The organism is Pseudoalteromonas sp. G4, from assembly GCF_028875915.1.
In the GTDB taxonomy this organism is placed as follows: Bacteria; Pseudomonadota; Gammaproteobacteria; order Enterobacterales; family Alteromonadaceae; genus Pseudoalteromonas.
This window is the reverse complement of the sequence record NZ_JAPEHW010000144.1, coordinates 1-2,067: the sequence shown is the minus strand read 5'-3', so window position 1 is coordinate 2,067 and position 2,067 is coordinate 1. Positions and strand designations below refer to the sequence as shown.

Annotated in this window: 3 tRNA genes; 2 read left to right on the top strand and 1 reads right to left on the bottom strand. The window is 34.9% G+C overall.

What is annotated here, in order from left to right:
• Positions 1-76: transfer RNA gene (locus tag ON073_RS20245), tRNA-Val, on the bottom strand.
• Positions 77-1,767: 1,691 nt separating this feature from the next.
• Between ON073_RS20245 and ON073_RS20240 the strand changes: the two genes are divergently transcribed.
• Both ON073_RS20240 and ON073_RS20235 read left to right on the top strand, forming a co-directional pair.
• Positions 1,768-1,843, top strand: a tRNA-Ala gene (locus ON073_RS20240).
• A gap of 53 nt (positions 1,844-1,896) precedes the next feature.
• Positions 1,897-1,972 (top strand) — tRNA-Glu (locus ON073_RS20235).
• Positions 1,973-2,067 lie beyond the last annotated feature (95 nt).

Here is a 2,067-nt window from a genome sequence, read left to right as displayed (position 1 = left end):
TGGTGGGTCGTACTGGACTTGAACCAGTGACCCTCGCCTTGTAAGGGCGATGCTCTCCCAACTGAGCTAACGACCCGCTTTAGAATCACAACACATTGCTGCGTTGTTGTGGGGCGCTATTATAGATTTAGTTCAACTATAGTCAATACTTGTTTTCACAAAAATGTGTTAAGTGGACTTAAAATGAACAACTTGACTAAATGTCAATCGTCTTGATTGCTTTTAGAGCAAGGCTTAGCTCTAAAAATACGATTTGCGATTGATTTTTAGTCATTTATCTATCGCGTTTAAATTAAGCTTTATAAAAAATAGCATTTGTAAAAAAGAAATTTAATGGTTTTATGATTATTGCAGCTATTAAATAATCCATTTTTGAAGATAATGTTTAATTGCTGCAATTAATTTTGTGGCATTTGCATAATGTGTAAACAACTGAGCTTTGCTTTATTAAATGATTCATTGCAAAGTGGCCTGCATTCAAATCAACAACGAAATTTGATAAACAACAGCTTGATAGGCACTTTTAATATATGGGATGAATTTCGCTTTAAATTATTATTAATAGCTGCGGATTTTTATTTTGTTAGATAACAATAGTTAGATGCACTCATAAATAAGGTGAAACACTCTTTTGGCTTTTCGAAGTTGAAGGAACGAAAATAGACGGTTTTATTAATTTATAAAGACTTATGGTAGAAAATGTTTCTTTACATCAGTTAGCTAACAACGATTTGAAACTATATAGACAATGGAAACTACACATAATAAATAGCACACAGCTACAAGCAATTGTTACCCGCAAACAATAACCAATTTATTGATATTAAGTGAAACGGCTTAAATTGAGCCCTGCCGTAATTAATGCAAACCTAGAGCTAAGCTTTAATAAGAGTGATGAAATACTATTTAACAGCGAATTATCTAATAGACTCTTTATAAAATCTTCAACGATAAATTCAATGCAATGGCAGCATTAAATAAGGCAGTGTAGCCAAGTTGTCTATTGTTGTTATCTAATCAAGCGCCAAATTATTCTTTTGGCAAAAATTAAATGTAAGTAGGAGCAATATAAAGCAGAGTATGGAATTTGATATTTCGGTTTTTATCCGAAATTCTTACCTGTGAATAATCTACTTTTGGTTAAGCATTTAATTAAGGTTAAGTTAAATCCAAATTTGCTTTTGCTTAATGAGTTTGCTCTCACTTAATTAATAAAAGTACAAGCCAGCTGTTTATTTGTGATTTTGAAGGAACCTTTATTGTGTTGAACATAATAAAGCGATTAAAAACTCAATAGAGAAGGGCAAATTCCCATTGTATTAAGAATAAAAGGTTACTCAATTGATGATCTTTATACTCATAGCAAGACGTTAAATGCATTTATGAAGAAAGAATGATGACAATGTGCTTTGTATAAACCCAAATAGCGGCGAAGAGCTGAGTGTATTAATGCACTTATATTCAATCTTAGTTGGTAAAGTGAAAATCTATATTCAGGTTTTACCGAGTATCAGCTTTATTTCGACTATAAAGTGTTAACATTAACTTGATAACGCACTAATGGCCTCTCTAACATGTATAAATTTTGATAGCTAGGATGTTGAAACTGGTCGAAAAATCACAATCTTGATGAACAAATGTGCATCTTGATTAAAAATGGTGCGAACAATGCACTATGCTTAAAAAAATGTTGACTTTATTTTGCTGGCTCCATAAAATGCGCCCCGTCTTCAGCGATACACGAGTTATCTCTTGAAGGTGCAGTTTGGGGCTATAGCTCAGCTGGGAGAGCGCCTCGCTGGCAGCGAGGAGGTCTGCGGTTCGATCCCGCATAGCTCCACCAATAACTCTTATGGTTTGAGTCTAAATAACCAGTCCTAGTGACAACACCATGTTGTCCCCTTCGTCTAGAGGCCTAGGACACCGCCCTTTCACGGCGGTAACAGGGGTTCGAATCCCCTAGGGGACGCCACTTACTTTTAAGCTTAGGTTTAAAAGAGTGGGGTGAGTCATTAAAACTCGTATGGTAAGAGTAAAAATAACCAGTCCTAGTGACAACACCATGTT